The organism is Pseudoalteromonas denitrificans DSM 6059 (assembly GCF_900112265.1).
Lineage (GTDB): Bacteria > Pseudomonadota > Gammaproteobacteria > Enterobacterales > Alteromonadaceae > Pseudoalteromonas > Pseudoalteromonas denitrificans.
On record NZ_FOLO01000004.1, the window covers coordinates 182,326 to 198,031 of the forward strand.

Genomic DNA, 15,706 nt, shown 5'->3' on the forward strand with positions numbered 1-15,706 from the left:
ATTATAAATTTAATTTTTGTATGCAAAATAATCAGATTAGTTTTTAAAACATACTTCATGCTATGTACACTGATAGTCAAAGTAAGCATGCATATTAAAAACCTGAAACTTAATTAAACAATTAAGTTATTTCTTCCAAGGTCTAAAGATAATTTTAAAGACCCTTTACTCTGAAATAATATTTACAATTTGCTTTCCCGTAAAACCACCATTGAGTTGTTTATGCAATGCTTCAGATACTTTGGTAGCTGAAAACTCAACCATATTTACTTCAGGTACTTTTACTGTATTTTTAGCAACACTTTCGAGTAATAGTTTACTCATAAAACTCATTTTTTGCTGTGCGCACAAACTATTTGCCAACCAAGCACCACTTAAAGAAACAATGCCAATATTAGGTGCTTTCCTATACATTAATTCATCTTCAAACTTTGGTAATGGCTTTAAACACGCTATACGACCACAAAAGCGCATTAGTTCAATATTACGTATCGTAGAGTCACCCCCTACTGAGTCAAGAACAGCATCAAACCCTTGAGAACCTAGTTCACGGCTTATTTTTTCATACAATTTATTGTCTGCATAATCAAAAACAACATCAGCTCCTAACTGTTTAACTAATTTGTGATTACGTTTTGATGCTGTTGTAAAAACATCTGCCCCTCGTGCTTTTGCAAATTGAATAGCAAATTGCCCTACTGCACCGGCTCCGGCCTCAATTAAAATAGAATCTCCTTGTTCTATTTTTAATTTCTCAAGTGCTATCAAAGCCGACATTCCAGCACAAGGCAAGGTAGCAGCTTTGCTTGCAGGTAAGTTATCAGGCACAGCGGAAACGGCATAATTTGGCACTTTAGCATATTCACTCAAAACGCCTTGTTCACCTAAGTTCGCATGCCACATTACACGCTCACCAACATTTGGAAAAACACCTTTATTAGCTTTGACCACAACTCCAACCGCATCTAAACCCAAAATGTGTGGGTATTGCCATTTATCAAAACCTGTTTTAGCAAAGTGACCATCTGCTGGGTTCAAACCAACATATTCAACTTTAACGAGCAAATCATTATCACTGTAATCAGGCACAGGCAATTGCACGTCTGATAAGTACATGCGATCATTGGGGTTTTCCAGCACAATAGATCGCATTAGCAGCGGTATATTGTGTCGTTGTAATAAATCAATCTGAGGCATTAATAAACTCTATTCATATTGGACTTTTAATGTCTAATTCTCACGACCATTAAACATTTCATTTTCTTATTTAAGGCCATAACAAAAAAGTACGCGTATCAGCAACATTGTCTTGCACTATTAAAACACTCAGTCTGAGATCTCACAACCATAACACAGTATTTTGTCGCTTTTCACACATGGTTTCTATTTCTAAAAATATAGTTTTACTTATGTAAAACTTTTATCAGGATTGCGCTGAGGTTGGTTATTACTTAATAAAAACTGTAAAGGAGTTCACTTTCACTATTGGCATTAAACCCAACTCGTTAATAATGAAGCTCCCCCATCTTGCTGAGTTACTTATAAAATGACATTTTGACCAAAAAAGAACTTACAAATCTCTTTAATTTTTTATCCTGCCAGTTGTTATCACAATATAAAAAACAGGCGTAAATAATAATCCAAAAACCGTAACTCCTATCATGCCTGAAAATACCGCATTACCCATAGCATGGCGCATTTCAGCTCCGGCACCAGTTGCTAAAACGAGCGGAATAACACCAGCTGTAAAAGCAATTGAAGTCATGAGTATCGGACGTAGGCGCATGCGACATGCTGCAATTATGGCATCAAAATGTGATAACCCTTGCTGATTTTGATCTTTAGCAAATTCGACCATTAAAATGGCATTCTTTGATGCTAGAGCAACTAGGACTATCAATGCAATTTGCGTAAAGATATTATTATCTGAACCAACCAGCCACACACCTAAAAGCGCTGAAAATATCGTCATTGGCACAATAAGAATAATAGCCAATGGTAAACGTAAACTTTCATATTGTGCAGCCAACACCATAAACACTAATAACACAACTAACGGAAAAACATACACCATAGTATTACCTGCAAGTATCTGCTGGTAAGTGACGTCTGTCCACTCATAGCTAATATCTGCTGGTAAGGTATCAGCCAATATCAACTCAATTGCTTGTTGTGCTTGATCCGAACTGTAACCAGGCGATGGACTGCCATTTAATTCTGCACTTGGGTAGCCGTTATAGTGCATAACACGATCAGGCCCAGTGGTTGGTGTCACGGTTAATACAGAACCAAGAGGCACCATTTCCCCCGCACGGTTTCGTACTTTTAAATTCAAAATTTGTGCAGGATCTTGACGATAATCAGCATCAGCTTGCGCTTTAACCTGATAAGTTCGGCCAAATAAATTAAAATCGTTGACATACACAGAACCCAAATACACTTGTAATGTATTAAATACTGCTTCCAGCGGGATCCCTTGGATCAAAGCTTGCTCACGATCAATATCAATATCCATTTGTGGCACCTGAATTCGAAAACTAGAGTACAACCCCATTAATGCTGGCTCTTGGCGTGCTTTAGTTATAACACTTTGTAGCGCATTAAAAAGTGCTTCAAACCCTTTATTTCCACGATCTTCAATCTGCAGTTTAAAACCACCTGTCGTGCCTAAACCTTGAATTGGAGGGGGTGGAAAAACCGCAACAAACGCTTCATCTATTGCAGCAAACCTCTGATTTAATTGCGCAGCAATGGCCATGGCTGACTTACTCGCGTCCTGCCTATCTGAAAATGCATCCAATGGCGTAAATACGATTGCACTATTTGGACTATTGGTAAAACCATTCACAGATAAACCTGGAAATGAAACAGTATGAGCGACCCCTGGTACTTGTAATGCAATTTTTTCCATTTCTTGAACAACAGCTTGCGTACGATCTAAACTCGCAGCATCTGGTAACTGTGCAATTGCAACTAGATATTGCTTATCTTGAGATGGAATAAAGCCACCAGGTACAAGATCAAACAACTTAATAGTTCCGCTAAATAAAACAATATATGCCAGAATCATCACGGTACTCATACGCATTAATTTTTTAACGAGTTTTTGATAACCATTAGCACCTCGATCAAATATACGATTAAACGGAATAAACAACCAACGACCAAATATTGCATTTAAAAAGCGAGTCAATTTATCCGGTTCGGTATTATGGGGTTTTAACAATAATGCTGATAAAGCAGGTGATAAAGTTAATGAATTAAACGCAGAGATCACAGTTGAAATAGTAATTGTTAACGCAAATTGCTTATAAAACTGACCAGACAAGCCACTAATAAACGCTGTGGGAATAAATACAGCACACAAAACTAAAGCAATCGCAATAATTGGACCTGTTACTTCATTCATTGCAACACGCGTAGCTTCTAATGGTGATAAACCTTGCTCAATATTACGCTCAACATTTTCTACAACTACAATTGCATCATCAACAACGATACCTATAGCTAATACCAAACCAAATAACGACAAGGTATTAATTGATACACCAAGCCATTGCATTATTGCAAACGTGCCTATGAGTGAAATTGGCACCGCAATCAGTGGAATAATGGAAGCTCGCCAAGTTTGTAAAAACAATATAACGACAATAACAACTAAAACAATGGCTTCCAGTAAAGTTGTGATTACAGCATCAATAGAATCACGAACAAAAATAGTTGGATCATAAACGATGTCATATTCAACTCCAGTTGGGAAATTTTTAGATAAAGTCGCCATAGTGTCACGGACTTGATCTGATAATTCTATCGCATTAGAACCTGGGCGTTGAAAAATCGGCATCGCTAAAGCTGGTTGACCATCTAACAAGGCTCTAAGAGCATATGAGTTCTGGCCTAACTCTAATCGTGCGACATCTTTTAACCGAGTTAATTGTCCTTGTTCACCAACTTTAATAATTACTTGCTCAAATTCTTCAATGTTATTTAGTCGACCTTTTACATTTAACAAAATTTGAAATTGATTATCATTGGAAGTTGGCTGTGCGCCAAGACTACCGGCGGCAACTTGCTGGTTTTGCGCACGTAATGCACTTACAACATCTGTCGCGGTTAATTCACGGGAAGCTAATGCGTCAGGATTAAGCCAAACACGCATTGCATATTGCCCACCTCCAAATAATTTAACATCTCCAACACCATCTAAGCGCGCAATTTGGTCTTTAACATATAAATCTGCATAGTTAGATAAATAAGCAGTATCATGGGTTTTTTCTGGAGAATACAGATGCACAACCATAGTTAGATCAGGTGATGATTTTTCTGCAACCACACCTAAACGTTGTACTTCTTGAGGTAAACGGGGTAACGCACTATTTACTCGGTTTTGCACCTGTACCTGCGCTCTATCAAGATCTGTGCCTAACGCAAAAGTCACAGTCAATGTCATACGACCATCACTGGTTGCTTGAGAAAACATATACAACATGTTTTCTGTACCGTTAATTTCCTGCTCAAGTGGTGTTGCCACTGTTTGCGCTATGATAGTTGGATTAGCACCTGGATAATTGGCAGTCACAACCACAGTCGGCGGTACAACCTCTGGGTATTCACTTACAGGCAATTGAAACAAAGAAATACCACCAGCAATTAAAATTACCAATGACAACATGGCCGCAAATATAGGTCGTTGAATAAAAAAATGAGAAAATTTCATCAGAACCTCTTATTGCTTTGCAATTAAATTAATATTGTCTATTGGTGACAAAGTGAATGCGACATTTTTACTATCAATTGTGACCGAATTTGGCGTAATTGGCATACCTGGTCCTACTCGTGCTGGTCCATTAACAGCTATAATATCCCCTTGCTGTAAACCTGATGTGATAGTGCGCAAATTACCATAACGCTCACCTACAGTTACTAACTTATATTGTAATTTATTATTTTCATCCACAATCAGGATGAAACGATTCTTCAAATCAGTACCTATGGCACGATCAGGCACAATGACTTGCTTTGTTATAGCATTCGAAGCAAGTCTAATTCGTGCAAATGAACCAGCCCTTAACTTATTATTTTCTTCATTAAAAATTGCGCGTACACGTAAAGTGCCAGTAGCTGGGTTAATTTGATTATCAATAAAGTTTATATATCCTTGATAGGCAAAATCTGTTTGCCCAACTTTTTGCATAATAACTTGCTGTTTACTTGCTGCTGTCACATTTTCAAATGCGCTATTCCATGTACGCTCATCAACATCAAAATATGCGTACATAGCTTTATCCGATACGATAGACGTTAAAATACTTTGACCAGCACGTACATTATTACCTTTTGTAATGTTTGCACGTGAAATAACGCCATTAATAGGAGATCGTACCGAACTAAATTCCAAATCAAGCTGAGCCGTTTTCAATTGTGCTTGTAATGCTGACACTTGCGCTTCACGTTGACGCAATGTTGAAGTGCGTGACTCAGCTTGTTCTGCCGAGATTGCTTTACTTACCGTTAAACGCAATGCACGATCAGCTTCATTTTTGGCTTGTTTTAATGTTGCTTTTGCACTGACAATTTGGGCCTCTAAACTTGCAACGACAGCCAAAAATGGGCGCTCATCAAGTTTAAATAATAGGTCGCCTTGCTTTACGTTATCACCTTCATTAAATGCAATGTGTTCAATCACACCCGATACACGTGGCATTAGCGCGACTTGTTCTGGAGACTCTATACGTGTTGTATAGGTATGCCAATTTTGTACTGGTTTTACTAAGACTTCGGCTACATCTATTACTTGTAATTGCTGTTTACTTGTTTCTTTTACTTGCTCTTCAGTACAGGCCACTAAAGTTAAACTTGCTGCTGCTAACGCCACTGCAATCAAATGTTTGTTCATCACATACTCCTTATTTATTGAGAATGATTTTACAAAACATACCTGCTGACAAAAAGCATAGAATTGACACTTAATTAATGCCAAAATAGCACCAATATATTTATTAATGGTGAAAAATGGATACAACAAGTCGATTATTAATGCTGCTTGAAGTTGTAGAACAAGGTTCATTTGTTAAAGCTTCTGAACTACGTAATATTGACCGTTCTGTTATTTCAAAACAAATCAGTCGTTTAGAAGATGATTTAGGGGTAAGGTTACTTAATCGAACCACACGTTCATTTTCACTTACAGCAGCAGGCGCTGAAATGGTAAAAAAAGCGAGTGAATTACGAGCGCTGTTAGGTGAAACCATACGTATAGCAGAAAACTATCATCAAGAACCGCAAGGCACTTTAAAAATTACCGCCTCAACTATCATAGGTAGACGGTATCTGCAGCCTGTTATTATTGATTTTCAAAAACGCTTCCCACAAGTAGAAGTTGAACTCAGATTAGACGATCGTTTAACCGATATTGTATCTGAGGGTTTCGACTTAGCCTTTCGCATTGGTGAACCAAAAGACTCATCCTTAATTGCACGAAAAATAGCACGTAACCGTTTACTGATATTAGCTTCACCTGAATTTATTGATACCTACGGTATGCCCAAAACAATAGAAGATTTAGCTAATTTACCTGCAGCCAGTTATTCAAGCACTTCATTACGGGTTGAAGGCATTCGTTATATTAACAAAAATGGAGAGCTAAAAGAGCAAAGAATAAAAAGTATTTTTAGAGCCAATGATGGAGAAGTTTTATTAATGAAAATACTATCTGGCACAGCTTACTTCTTAACGCCTGCATTTATTGTTAAAAACGAAATACAAGAGGGTCGATTAGTGCCACTATTAACAGATATAAAACTAATGGATTACAGCGCCATGTATGCAGTATATCCACATCGAGACTTACCTGTCAGAACACGGCTATTTTTTGATGCTGTACGTGACTATTTAGGCAAAAACAAACCCATTTGGGAACATTCAATTCCTGATTTTGACACGCTATATCAAAATTAATAACTCTGTCAGACCGATAAACAGAAATAAAAAAGACACTAAGAGTTACCATAAGTGTCTTTTTTATTTAACTTATATATGCAATAAATTTTAAAGTCTAACGCCTTCAATATGCAATGCCATTTCAACATGAGTTGATGCAGGCCCTAAATTATAATCAATGCCATAATCAGTCAATTTCAAACTGGTTTCCCCAGTAAATCCAACACGGTAACCACCCCAAGGATCTTTGCCTTCGCCTACTTTGCTTATAGGAAATGAAATCGACTTTGTAATGCCTTTTAATGTTAAGTCACCCGTTACAATCGCATTAGTTTCATCTGTAAATTTAATATTTTTACTTTTAAAACTAGCCTTTGGAAACTGACTCACATTAAGGAAATCTTTCCCTTTTAGATGCTTATCACGTTCAGCATGGTTTGAGTCTAAACTTTTTGTATCTATTTCTATATTAATTTTTGCATTGTCAGGTGTTTTGCCATCATAACTAAAATTACCATCAAAAGTATTAAACTCACCTAATAACCAAGAGTAACCTAAGTGTTTAATTTTAAATTGAACACATTCTAATATGTCACTTTAAAACAGGCAACTATTAAAACGTAGATAGAAAGGATATTTGAAGCACAAAAAGTTACCATCAGATTTTCCACTTAAAATACCTATAGGTAACAATTTCAGTCTAACGTTTGTACCATTAAAGCTACTTAAAAACCTTTATACAAAACAATGGAAGGTAACTTTTTATATCTAGAACTATCAACTTACCAACCGATCAATACCACTATTATGAATATAGCATAACTTGCCAAATGACTAGCTCTTTTGACACAAAGTGAACACTTCAAAACCTATTTCCTTCAATGGAATTATTACTGCTGTCAGCAGACAATAAAGATTGATAAAAATATAGCTATATCTCACCCCTAAAAATCTTATAGCCAAATAAAGCTTGATCATTTAATTGCGGGAAAATTCCCCCCTCATCTTACCTACTTCTAATTGACAATAATGTTTGATCACTTTTGCCATAATGTGGGTGTAACAGCAGGAAATTATATTAATCTGCCTCACGGAAAATAGCATTTGTTTTGATATAAATTACGGCAGCTCATCCGGCAATATAATCATTAACCTTTTTGAAAATATAGGTGAAATAGAGTATTACTTCTAAAGCGCTAACGTACAAAAGCGCCTTTGACTGTCCATCTTTAATAATGTTAGTTTTCGTTAGTTCATAATACATTTTCTAATCGGCATATACGCTTATTATCGCTTTTCTATTGAGGCAACTTCCTAAAACGTAAAAAAGAACATCGGACATGCAACTTGTTAATATATTGATTTTAAATATGTTAAATTAGATATGATGCGTGTTATTATTAAATATTATATCTAGTTTATTAATATTTTCGATTATTACACTGTTAGTTTTCTTTCAAAGTATGGAGTAAATAATGAGCAGGGATTGGGAGTCAGTTTTCACAACATGGTCACAAGGGCCGAGCAAAACAGAGCTGGAACGCGCTGAAAACGCAGAAAAGCAAATTAGGCAGGCTATTCAGGCTAGTGAAAAGTTGAAAAATAGGAATATCAAAGTCTTCACACAAGGCTCTTACAGAAATAGGGTAAACGTAAGGCAGGATAGTGATGTAGATGTAGGTGTTCTCTGCTCCGATACATATTTCCCTGAGTATCCTGATGATAATGTGAAAATGGAACTTGCCAAAAGTTTCATTCCCGCAACTTACGAATACGCAACTTTTAAAGACGAACTGGAAGAAGCGCTTGTAGCTAGATTTGGAAGAGCGGCCGTTACTCGTGGCTGTAAAGCATTCGACATCAAGGCCAACACATATCGTGTTGAATCGGATGTAGCAGCATTTTTCGAGCACAGGAGGTATGTAACTGCAACGTCCCATCATTCAGGTGTCGAAATGATACCTGATGATTTTAAACCCCCTCGTGTTAAGAATTGGCCGGATCAACATTACCAAAATGGCGTTTCCAAAAATGACACAACCACAAGAAGATATAAAAGAATTGTTCGTGTATTAAAGAAGTTGTCGAACGAAATGGCGTCAAAAGATATTCAATCTGCGAAAGACGCCCCAAGCTTTCTCATTGAATGTTTAGTGTTTAATGCCTCAACATCTTGTTTTGAAGATCAAACTTTTAAGCGCATAGTGAGAGCTGTACTAGCAGAGCTTTTCAATAACACCTTATCTGATGACAAATGTTCAGAATGGGGCGAGGTAAATGAATTAAAATACCTTTTCAGAGCATCTCAGCCTTGGACAAGGCAAAGTGCTCATCAATTTTTAAGTGATGCATGGGATTACATAGGGTATAGCTAATGTTAACAAGACTACATATATCATCATTTATAGGGCTGACAATAGCGGTCTGGCTCTTGGCATTGTGGTTTCAAGGAATGCCTGTTTTAAGTGCGGACTTTATTAAACCATTCGGAACCGTTGTTGGTATTATGACCTTCGCCGTAACCATGTTTAATAAATACCTATGGTCTTGGAAAATTTTTAAAGGCTGGTACGTAAAAAGACCTGACCTTAGAGGTACATGGAAAGTTGAGTTAAAAAGTAGCTGGGTTGATCCTGAAACAGGTAAATGTATTGACCCAATATATGGTTACGCTGTTATTCGCCAATCCTTAACATTCTTAAGTGTGAGGCTTATGACAAAAGAATCTAGGTCGATACTAGTCGCACATAGTATTGATCAACAAGAAGATGATGACCTTTTTAAACTTGTTGGTGTATATCGAAATGAACCTAAAATAGAACTTCAGGGTGTTCGTAGTGAGATGCATCATGGGTCATTTGCGCTAGAGGTTCATGGTTATCCAGTTTACGAATTGCAAGGTCATTATTGGACTGATCGAGGTACGAAGGGTGGGATGAAGCTAGAAAGCAAAGTTAAAACACTTTACGATACTTATGAGCAAGCTGATCGCGAAATTGGCAACTAACAAAGAACTAAGAACAGAGTTAATTCATGAAGCAAGAACTATTTTTGAAAGCAATTGGCGATATTGCCATACAGGAAGTGCCGATTGGGTTTACTGGCCTTGGCATTATATTAGTAGACGATGATATAGGAACGCTGCCAATATCACCTCTTTTAAGTGAAAAAGACTGCTACTCAGAACAGCAAAATGAACAAGAAATTATCAATTTCCTATTTGGTATTTCTAATGTTAGCGATAATCGTCATGACGGGTTTCATGTGGTCAGTTTAAAAACTGGGATTTTAAAAATATCACAATATTTTAGTCCTATGATTCCCTCTGGGTTCAATGGAACTGTATTCGATGTAGGAGCGCGTTATCGAACTGCTCAATATGGTTCATTATATAAAAATGTACCTTCAGTCATTGTAATTAGCCAAAAAGGTGAAGTTTCTGTAGCTAAAAATGGATTTGTGGAGTTGTTAGATAAATGAATCAAACAGAAGTGAAGATCCTTGTGACCGGATCAATTGTAATTGGAGCCATTGTTTGGCTTACGTTCTTTGGAATTAATAGTTTTGATGTGCTTTCACTTGATAGTCTGAAATATATTAACTTAGGAATCTCTGTAGCTGGTCTATTTTGGCTTTCTTATTTTAAGTGGGCGTGGAAATGGAGTTATGTAAGAAAAGTCCTATATCGCCCCAACTTAAATGGTACATGGCTAGGGGAATTCGAATCTGACTGGACGAATAATCAGGGGCAAGTAAATCCGCCAAAAAGATTCGTGCTCGTTATTCGACAACACTGGTTTACTATGTCAGTGCGAGCATTTACGAATATTCAGAAAACAGAGTCTTATGTTGAAACATTGATGCTAGATGATATGAAAGGGACAAAGCTCCTTGCATATCTATTTTCTGAAAAACGTTCAGGGAGTGGTGAACATGGCACAAGACAGGGAGCTGCGGAGTTAGATCTAGTCGAGACAGAAATTAATAAGCTGTTAGAAGGTCATTTTTGGACTCAAGCAGGGACGCGTGGATATATCAAAGTAAAGCAAGCTTCCAATAGCGAACATATGGAGTCGTTTGAACAGGCTGAAAGTAAGTGGTCAGATGGTAATTGTTGGGAATCACTCAGAAGTAGCAACTGTTAACAAGTTTCCATACCAAAACTAATCCTTAAAACAACAGTGGCACAACTATTTATATCTCGATTTGTGCCCCATTGCGAGATAGCAATTTAGAAGGATGTATCATCTATATAATCAGAAAACTGACCTTCATTTTCTGAGAAAACCATATTGAACTCTAATTCAGTTAATGTCAGGCTCATCGCTGCCAGTGGTGTTTATCTCTGGATGTTAGTTTTACTACATTAATGACTAAAATAAAATCATGCTAGAGGTAGGTCTAGTCGTCTGAACCGACTTATTTTACCAAGAATATGTTCCCTTTAGTTGGCATTACGCGATGCTAATGGATCTGGATCTCTTTAAGGCAATAATTTAATGGCAAGTTATCCTAATTTAGGGAAATCAGTATAAATTAGCTAAACGGTATACACTAACATCAATACATAAAAATATAGGAGGAGCACATGTTTAACACTAGTTTTTGTTATCACTCAATGTACAAGCTAAATTAAAGCCTTGGTATACACACTCTAAACTTTCATTAACGTACACCAAAATTTAACAATAACTAGCCTGTACTAACGACAATCAAGTTCATGCAAATCTTTAATTAAAGCTTCAGCAATACCTTTATAGTCCATTAAAAAGTCACTACCTTTTGAATAATAACCAATATGACTAACGGCTAAATCACTCACGTCAAGTTCTGGGTTACTAATGTAGTGTTGAGAGTTGCTCAAAACAGCATATTCAAGTTTATTAGCATCAAAATAAAGCAACGTACAATCTTGAGGTTTTAACAACTCTAATGCTTGCTCTATTACTTCAAGCTCACTCTTAAAAAAATTGTTCAAGTTAAGCATGTTTGCTCCGGTTAGTTATAAAAGAAGCAACCATTTTGACCTATTCCAAATTTTTAAACCACTCGCTTCTCTGCTTTTGGAAATTGCCTTATCATTAACTTTTTTACCCTTAAACTTTATTTCTGTTTCATAAAACCAAGTATTATAAGAAGCTCAACATTATGAGCACTTGAGATGTACTCAAGGTTTATTTGCTTTCAATTCAATCATAGAATCACCTTTTTCGAGGGTACTACGCTGATTCAGTATTTTGGATTGGCTAATTCATGAACTTAGCTTTTTTTATTCCTCAGGTATTTATCGTAAAGTGCGATGTGATCGGACTCTACTTTTATGACATGTTCGCCTCATGTTATTCGAGATGGTAAATTTAACTTTAAACCAGGTTTTAGACATAAATAGAATAATCTAAAATATTGAATATTATATTTTTATTTTATAACTTGTAGTTTTAGAACTGTTACAAAAGCGATATTTACTTAATTTTTATAAAATAATATTTTAAGTTATTCATCATATAAAAGAGTGTATTAGGCACCCTTCACTTTCTTAAGAAATACTGGTAAGCCATCGGCTCACATATACCTTGTTTCTCCAAGATTTCGAGCTTTAATAGCTCTTTTTCGAGCCAGCTCGTCCGCTTCGAACTTTTCTAAATCAATAGCCTTCAAAACGTTCTTTTTTTCAATATCTTTTAATTTCAGATACTTAAATAACCCAGGTGTGTTGATCTCACTCACTATGATTTGCATTATTTCTAAATAAAAATCAATATCTCGGATTAACTCATAAGCATCAGAGCTATCACCTCTCCAAATAGGAGCTGTTTTTTTTATTTTTTCAGCCGTATTACTACATATTTGAACCCGCTTTTTAGTATTGATTAATTTGACTAGAAGTAAATCCAAGTCATTCAATAAGTTCAAGTTATGAATTTTTGGGTTACCAGCTTTTTTTGAAATTTGATAAGAAAGGACATTAAATATTTTTATACTAAAAGTAATTATTTGAGAATTTTCTGTAAAACGCTCTATATCTATCGTTTGAAGGTTCTTTCTATCAAAGCATGTATAAAAACGTGGGAGTAAAGTAAACTCCCCATCTGATGGTAAGTTGCGCTGGATCAAACTAATTAACCTGTTCATTTGATTGTTCTTTACTTGATCCATAGAAAAAATAGATAGTGAAAGTGTTAAGCAAGCAACTTGTATCAGTAGGTCTACATCATTTGTATTATTTTCGACTTCATTCAATAGCGCCAAAAGGTTTTGTTTAATTTGCTCATATGCCACATCCTCTTTTGAACTGATACTTTTGCTATATATACTCAACTCGGAAGCACTCTCCAGAAAATATCTCGATTTTTCCCAAAGAAAAAGGAGGATCTCTCGCTTTGGAATATTAGTACATAAAGCTTTTTCTAAGTAATTACAGAACATAGTTAGAGCTTCCTTTTGAACTTTCACCTCATCTGGAATATTGTAAAAATCAAATTTAGGCAAACTTTTCAGTATAAATTGACTGAACTCTTCAAATTCAGTTGTCTTATCTACTAGTGGATTTATACGAGAATAAAATTCATCAATTTGATTTGGAGTCATAAGCATTTCTTCAATTATTTTAACTCCAGCTAGAGATGTCTTTCCAGAAATGAGAGTGAAAGAAGTATTACTAAGTGCCTTTCTAATAATTCCTCCAATCACAAGTACAGCCGATATTTGTTTAGAATCAATACTGATGCCTTTAACTTCTGCATCGGCTTCAATTTCTTGAATTAAAGGTTTGTATTTTTTAGGATTCGGTGAAAAATGACTCCACTTTCTATCTTTTGATAAAGCATCTTTAATCGTGGTTGCTACTCCCCTAGGTATAACATCTAAAAATTTTTTCCTCACAAAGGCGTCAACATCCTTTGATTTTAATTTAATTGACTTATCAACAGCTTCACTACCCGTTAGAATTTCGATGAGCCAAGACTTAAGTAACTTTATCTCAAAAGTAACCTTAATAGACTCTTCTAATTTACTTATACTAGCTATGACAAAAGGTATGTAAAAGAGATTGATCAAAGATATCATTTGTACTTCTGTAAGATAGCCGTTAAATTCATTTGCTAACAAATCCTTTATGTCTTTATATACCTGCTCAAAAGAGCTTAAATAATGGCTATCAAGCCATAGCTTTAGAGGTTCATTTCCTCTATCTAAAACATTGCCTAGCTCTTCAGCAATCAGAAGTCTTTTATGTCTATATAATTGTGATTGCACCTGGAAATCAGATAGTTTTTTTAGCTTATCCTGAGAACATTCTAAATCTAAAATCTTCGATTCGAAGTCTACTAATTCTGCAATTGTCGGTAAACGCACTTTTAATCCTTTTAATTTGAAAGCTGAAACGTTGTCTCATCGGAAATGGGGGGGGATTTGGCTGATACTTTGCCATATTCTGATTACAGATAAAAGAGGAGATACTTAAGTGCTGACTAACTATAGAGTGGATTATTGGAACAATTTACCTGTAAAAATCTTAGACAAGACTAAATGTATCCTTCATTTATCAAGTAATAAAGAGCTTTACCCAAGGAAGATTAAAACAAAATATGGCTTACGCTATGTATTGAATGTAGGAAGGAGATACAGGCTTATCTCGGAAGACAAAAGAGCATGGAAGTTAATGACTCATGAGTCTTACAATAATTATATTTAAAATTGGAACTAAGTTATGAAATATAGAGATTCTTGGACAGCACCATTGATTCGTGAAGGTAAGAAAAAGATTTCAGGCGGGGCTGCTAGAAATGTTAGAATATCAAAGTCTGGAGGCATGGATTCAATCATTACTGATACCCTGAATTATGCTTTAAATAAAGCTAATGCAAAATCTGATGATTTGACGGTTCCCACACCGCAGACTACTTCAGTGTTAACTGAGAATCAGACTCCCGCTATTCATTAATAAATTTATAAGGCGACGATGTTAGTCGCCTTACTCATTCAAATACAACTCTGCCATGTCATCCAACTTAGCCTTAACTTCTTTCCAGTTAGGCATTACCTGTGTTAACAATCGCCAAAATTTGTCACTGTGGTTATGCTCGGCTATGTGACAAAGTTCGTGGAGAATCACATAGTCAATGCACTCTTTTGGAGCTTTAATCAAATGAGGGTTGAGCATCAAGCTACCTTTAGTAGAACAGCTGCCCCATTGTTTTTTCATAGCCATGATACGAAATGAAGGTAAGCCTTCTACCCAAGTCGCTTTTGTCAGCATTTCATGTAATCTATCATGAAAAATGGCATTGGCTTTTCGGGTATACCACTTATCTAAAAGTGGTTTTATTTTAGCCACCCGATCATCACTATCATGTTTAAGCGTTACATTGAGTTTTCCACGGGTAAGTTTCACATTTGAGGTTTGTTTAGCATCTATTAACACTTTTAAAACATAGCGCCTACCAAGGTAAAATTGCGTTTCGCCGCTTACATACTGTCTTGGCATAACGTATTCATGTTGTGAAGCAAACTCACTAATGCTCTCCCAGATCCAACGTGCGCGTTTAGTCATAGCTTCTTGGATCACTTGAGTTGCAGCATCATATGGCACTGTTGCAACTACACGCTGATCAGGGTGAACTTTTATCACAACTTTACGTTTGTTCTTTGCTTTTTCGGCATCATCTTCACTTACGACTTGTCTGATTATATCGTAATGAATAATCTCCTCGCCGTAAGCTAAAATACCTTGCTCTTGAGTTGTTTTTTTTATCTCACTCATTAACTA

General features: G+C 36.0%; 13 protein-coding genes and 1 pseudogene. 7 read left to right on the plus strand and 7 right to left on the minus strand.

Annotated elements, in window-relative coordinates:
• Window positions 1-165: 165 nt before the first annotated feature.
• The 3 genes from BM088_RS04470 to BM088_RS04480 all read right to left on the minus strand — a co-directional run bounded on the left by BM088_RS04470 (window position 166) and on the right by BM088_RS04480 (window position 5,896).
• Entirely contained in the window at window positions 166-1,197 is a 1,032-nt protein-coding gene (locus BM088_RS04470; RefSeq protein WP_091980493.1) for a zinc-binding dehydrogenase, read from the minus strand.
• Between the two features lie 385 nt (window positions 1,198-1,582).
• Window positions 1,583-4,717 (minus strand): efflux RND transporter permease subunit, encoded by a 3,135-nt coding sequence (locus tag BM088_RS04475; protein ID WP_091980496.1) that lies wholly within the window; start codon window positions 4,715-4,717, stop codon window positions 1,583-1,585.
• 9 nt (window positions 4,718-4,726) lie between these two features.
• Entirely contained in the window at window positions 4,727-5,896 is a 1,170-nt protein-coding gene (locus tag BM088_RS04480) for an efflux RND transporter periplasmic adaptor subunit (protein WP_091980500.1), read from the minus strand.
• 116 nt (window positions 5,897-6,012) lie between these two features.
• On the opposite strand from BM088_RS04480, the gene BM088_RS04485 reads away from it, so the two are divergent.
• Window positions 6,013-6,957, plus strand: coding sequence for a LysR family transcriptional regulator (locus BM088_RS04485; RefSeq protein WP_091980504.1), 945 nt, complete (start codon window positions 6,013-6,015; stop codon window positions 6,955-6,957).
• 90 nt (window positions 6,958-7,047) lie between these two features.
• Here BM088_RS04485 and BM088_RS04490 read toward each other — a convergent pair.
• Window positions 7,048-7,518 (minus strand): annotated as a pseudogene (locus BM088_RS04490) (YceI family protein); the annotation flags it as partial.
• Between the two features lie 896 nt (window positions 7,519-8,414).
• On the opposite strand from BM088_RS04490, the gene BM088_RS04495 reads away from it, so the two are divergent.
• Genes BM088_RS04495 through BM088_RS04510 form a run of 4 tightly spaced genes read left to right on the plus strand, consistent with a single transcriptional unit; the run spans window position 8,415 to window position 11,084 of the window.
• The gene (locus BM088_RS04495; protein ID WP_091980513.1) at window positions 8,415-9,314 is read left to right on the plus strand and encodes a nucleotidyltransferase domain-containing protein; all 900 of its coding nucleotides are present in this window, start codon (window positions 8,415-8,417) and stop codon (window positions 9,312-9,314) included.
• Window positions 9,314-9,946, plus strand: coding sequence for a Cap15 family cyclic dinucleotide receptor domain-containing protein (locus BM088_RS04500; RefSeq protein WP_091980517.1), 633 nt, complete (start codon window positions 9,314-9,316; stop codon window positions 9,944-9,946). Before BM088_RS04495 ends, BM088_RS04500 begins: the two co-directional genes overlap by 1 nt.
• Before the next feature lie 26 nt (window positions 9,947-9,972).
• The gene (locus BM088_RS04505) at window positions 9,973-10,419 is read left to right on the plus strand and encodes a diadenylate cyclase (RefSeq protein ID WP_091980520.1); all 447 of its coding nucleotides are present in this window, start codon (window positions 9,973-9,975) and stop codon (window positions 10,417-10,419) included.
• Window positions 10,416-11,084, plus strand: a complete 669-nt coding sequence (locus tag BM088_RS04510) for a Cap15 family cyclic dinucleotide receptor domain-containing protein (RefSeq protein ID WP_091980524.1) — start codon at window positions 10,416-10,418, stop codon at window positions 11,082-11,084. The genes BM088_RS04505 and BM088_RS04510 overlap by 4 nt, the downstream gene beginning before the upstream one ends.
• Before the next feature lie 557 nt (window positions 11,085-11,641).
• Here the strand turns inward: BM088_RS04510 and BM088_RS04515 are convergent.
• The gene (locus BM088_RS04515) at window positions 11,642-11,926 is read right to left on the minus strand and encodes a hypothetical protein (RefSeq protein ID WP_091980528.1); all 285 of its coding nucleotides are present in this window, start codon (window positions 11,924-11,926) and stop codon (window positions 11,642-11,644) included.
• Between the two features lie 575 nt (window positions 11,927-12,501).
• Window positions 12,502-14,292 carry a hypothetical protein gene (locus BM088_RS04520; RefSeq protein ID WP_091980531.1) on the minus strand — a complete coding sequence of 597 codons (1,791 nt, stop codon included), beginning with the start codon at window positions 14,290-14,292 and terminating at the stop codon, window positions 12,502-12,504.
• A gap of 127 nt (window positions 14,293-14,419) precedes the next feature.
• On the opposite strand from BM088_RS04520, the gene BM088_RS28055 reads away from it, so the two are divergent.
• Together BM088_RS28055 and BM088_RS04525 are read left to right on the plus strand one after the other, a co-directional pair.
• Complete coding sequence (locus BM088_RS28055; RefSeq protein WP_425439275.1) at window positions 14,420-14,632, plus strand: ParE family toxin-like protein; 213 nt, start codon at window positions 14,420-14,422, stop codon at window positions 14,630-14,632.
• Between the two features lie 15 nt (window positions 14,633-14,647).
• Window positions 14,648-14,881: a hypothetical protein gene (locus BM088_RS04525; RefSeq protein WP_091980534.1), complete on the plus strand. Its 234-nt coding sequence runs from the start codon at window positions 14,648-14,650 to the stop codon at window positions 14,879-14,881.
• Window positions 14,882-14,911: 30 nt separating this feature from the next.
• Here BM088_RS04525 and BM088_RS04530 read toward each other — a convergent pair whose 3' ends face one another.
• Window positions 14,912-15,700: a M48 family metallopeptidase gene (locus BM088_RS04530; RefSeq protein WP_091980538.1), complete on the minus strand. Its 789-nt coding sequence runs from the start codon at window positions 15,698-15,700 to the stop codon at window positions 14,912-14,914.
• Window positions 15,701-15,706: the final 6 nt, after the last annotated feature.

What these genes read in the sequence shown, in the direction of transcription:
- BM088_RS04470 (WP_091980493.1), bottom strand. Translation starts at nt 1,197, where the DNA reads ATGCCTCAGATTGATTTATTACAACGACACAATATACCGCTGCTAATG.
- BM088_RS04475 (WP_091980496.1), bottom strand. Translation starts at nt 4,717, where the DNA reads ATGAAATTTTCTCATTTTTTTATTCAACGACCTATATTTGCGGCCATG.
- BM088_RS04480 (WP_091980500.1), bottom strand. Translation starts at nt 5,896, where the DNA reads ATGAACAAACATTTGATTGCAGTGGCGTTAGCAGCAGCAAGTTTAACT.
- BM088_RS04485 (WP_091980504.1), top strand. Translation starts at nt 6,013, where the DNA reads ATGGATACAACAAGTCGATTATTAATGCTGCTTGAAGTTGTAGAACAA.
- BM088_RS04495 (WP_091980513.1), top strand. Translation starts at nt 8,415, where the DNA reads ATGAGCAGGGATTGGGAGTCAGTTTTCACAACATGGTCACAAGGGCCG.
- BM088_RS04500 (WP_091980517.1), top strand. Translation starts at nt 9,314, where the DNA reads ATGTTAACAAGACTACATATATCATCATTTATAGGGCTGACAATAGCG.
- BM088_RS04505 (WP_091980520.1), top strand. Translation starts at nt 9,973, where the DNA reads ATGAAGCAAGAACTATTTTTGAAAGCAATTGGCGATATTGCCATACAG.
- BM088_RS04510 (WP_091980524.1), top strand. Translation starts at nt 10,416, where the DNA reads ATGAATCAAACAGAAGTGAAGATCCTTGTGACCGGATCAATTGTAATT.
- BM088_RS04515 (WP_091980528.1), bottom strand. Translation starts at nt 11,926, where the DNA reads ATGCTTAACTTGAACAATTTTTTTAAGAGTGAGCTTGAAGTAATAGAG.
- BM088_RS04525 (WP_091980534.1), top strand. Translation starts at nt 14,648, where the DNA reads ATGAAATATAGAGATTCTTGGACAGCACCATTGATTCGTGAAGGTAAG.
- BM088_RS04530 (WP_091980538.1), bottom strand. Translation starts at nt 15,700, where the DNA reads ATGAGTGAGATAAAAAAAACAACTCAAGAGCAAGGTATTTTAGCTTAC.